The sequence below is a fragment of the Gordonibacter sp. genome, assembly GCF_036667095.1.
Classification (GTDB): domain Bacteria; phylum Actinomycetota; class Coriobacteriia; order Coriobacteriales; family Eggerthellaceae; genus Gordonibacter.
On sequence record NZ_JAVWUP010000288.1, the window covers coordinates 1 to 2,531 of the forward strand.

General features: G+C 59.2%; 2 protein-coding genes. Both read left to right on the forward strand.

Going from position 1 to position 2,531, the window contains the following annotated elements; all coding sequences use genetic code 11:
- The first annotated feature begins 240 nt into the window (after positions 1 to 240).
- Complete coding sequence (locus RR842_RS13800; RefSeq protein WP_332730160.1) at positions 241 to 1,491, forward strand: Nramp family divalent metal transporter; 1,251 nt, start codon at positions 241 to 243, stop codon at positions 1,489 to 1,491.
- 263 nt (positions 1,492 to 1,754) lie between these two features.
- Positions 1,755 to 2,531 (forward strand): carboxymuconolactone decarboxylase family protein, encoded by a 777-nt coding sequence (locus RR842_RS13805; RefSeq protein ID WP_332565739.1) that lies wholly within the window; start codon positions 1,755 to 1,757, stop codon positions 2,529 to 2,531.

Below are 2,531 nucleotides of genomic sequence, written 5' to 3' on the forward strand. Positions count from 1 at the left end.
GCGGGGAGCTGGCGGCATCCTTGGGTTGATCGCCGCGCGCAGCCGAACCGACCTTTCTCCAGTCGGCTCGAACGTATACGCCGGGGCTTTATTCTGCTAAAGTAAGCAAATCTGTTCGGTTCGCCTGGGGTGGGCCACCGTTGCTTGCAGGTGCGATGCGCTTGGCGGTAAAGGGGCAGGGGGGATTGCGGGAGATGCGCGAAAAGCGGCTTCTCCTCGATGGGAAGGAAAGGAGAGGATATGAGCAGCACTATCGTTCAGAAGTTCAAGAACATCGGCCCTGGTGCGCTGGTGGCGGCTGGTTTTATCGGACCAGGCACGGTCACTACCTGCACGGTTTCCGGTGCCAGCTACGGCTACACCATGCTATGGGCGTTACTGTTCGCCACGGTGGCCACTATTATCTTTCAGGAGATGGCGGCGCGCGTGGGCATCGTTTCAGGCAAGGGCCTGGGTGAAAACATTCGCGATCGTATTCCCAACAAGACGCTTAAGTGGATTGCAATCGTAATTGTTATCATCGCCATCTTCGTGGGCAACGTGGCCTACGAGACCGGTAATATCACGGGCGGCATCCTGGGCATCCAGGCGGTCTTCCCTGATGCTTCCATGATTCCCATCGTCGTAGTGCTGGGGCTTCTGGCCTTTGCGGCTTTGTGGATCGGCTCGTACAAGGTGGTCGAGATTGTACTGACGGGCATCGTCGTGTTCATGGGCGTGGTGTTTTTAGTGACGGCGCTCGCCTCGAGCCCCGATTGGGGTGCCGTAGCTGCGGGTTTGTTCGTGCCGTCGCTGCCCGAAGAGGGGTCGAAGGGCATCCTCACGGCCGTGGGCCTCATCGGCACCACGATCGTGCCGTACAACCTGTTCCTGCATGCCTCCGGTGCTTCTGAGCGCTTCAAAGATCCGGCGCAGGTATCCGACGCCCGTTTCGACACGGTGCTTTCCATCGGTTTGGGCGGCATCATTTCTATGGCCATCCTCGTGTGCGCTGCCGCCAACATTTTCGGCACGGGTGCTGCTGTGACGAACGGTAAGGATATGGCCATTGCCCTTGAACCGCTCATGGGCTCATGGGCTACGTGGATGATCGGCTTGGGCCTTTTGGCCGCTGGCTTCTCCAGCGCCATCACGGCATCGCTGTCGGCCGCCTACGCGGTGAACGGCGTGCTGGGTTGGAAGAAGACGCTGAAGGACCTGCCGTTCAAGGCGATCTGGATCGTCGTGCTTGTGGCTGGCTGCCTTATGGCTATCGCGTTGGGAAAGAGCCCGACGGAGCTTATCCTGGTGGCGCAGGCGGCTAACGCCATCTTGCTGCCTATCATGGCGTTCTTTGTACTGTACTGCGCCAACGGCAAGGATCTGGGCAAGTGGAAAAACCATATCTTCGCGAACTGCGCCGGTGTGGTCATCATTGTTATTACGCTGTTCATGTGCTGGCGCAACATGTCGAGTTTCATCGCGTCGCTGCAGGCTCTTATCGGCGGCTAAACGCAGTGAGCGCTTCTCCAGCGAAGTTTCGTGCGCCCGCCGTTTTGGTGGGCGCACGTGTTGGGAGATGCTTTACGAAAGGCTGCTCCATGCTGGCGGGTTGTTCTCGCGGGGGCCGGGCATCATGGAATGCGCGATGTCGAGCGTCCTTCGCCTTCGTCGGTGTGGAGTTTAATATGTTTCTTTTTGAGTAACAGTTGACTTGCAGCATGCTCTAGGGAGTAGTATGGCCTCAACACAACGAAGTGAAAGAAGGAGCAGACATGAACTCCGAAATCAATGATCAGGCACAGGACTATCGCACCCGTCTTTTCCCCGGGTTCGACTCGCCGCTGATGGGTACCGACCCCGAATTTCTCGACCGCCTCGACCGCTTCGCATTCGGCGAGGTGCCGGCCAGCGACGATTTAGACGACCGCACGCGGATGATGGCCATCTTGGCAGCGCTTGTCGGCGCGCAGGCAATCGACCTGTTCAAGGCTATGGCCAAGGGCTCGTTCAACGTAGGGCTTACGCCGGTGGAGGTGAAGGAGATCGTCTACCAGTCCACTCCGTACGTGGGTATGGGACGCATGCTGCCATTTCTGTATGCGGTGAACGAACTGCTGAAACACCGGCTTGTGCCGCTGCCGCTCGAGGGACAGGCTACGACGACGGAGGACACCCGCCTCGAGGCCGGCGTGCAGAAGCAGGTGGATCTCTTTGGGCCGCATATGGCCGAGTTCTACCAGTCGGGTCCTGAGGAGACGCGCCACATCAACCGCTGGCTGGCGGAGAACTGCTTCGGCGACTACTATACGCGCTCGGGGTTGGACGATGCCCAGCGCGAGATGATCACCCTGTGCTTCTTGGCTGCTCAGGGTGGATGCGAACCGCAGCTAACCAGCCACGCGCAGGCGAATATGCGCGTGGGCAACGACCGCTTATTCCTTATCAAGGTTATGTCCCAATGCGTGCCCTATATCGGCTTCCCGCGCGTGCTCAATGCGCTGCACTGCATCGACGAGGCGGCCGAGGCGCTCGAGGCTGACGGCGAATAG

Excerpts from the sequence above, each read along its gene's own strand:
- RR842_RS13800 (WP_332730160.1), top strand. The coding sequence starts at position 241 with ATGAGCAGCACTATCGTTCAGAAGTTCAAGAACATCGGCCCTGGTGCG.
- RR842_RS13805 (WP_332565739.1), top strand. The coding sequence starts at position 1,755 with ATGAACTCCGAAATCAATGATCAGGCACAGGACTATCGCACCCGTCTT.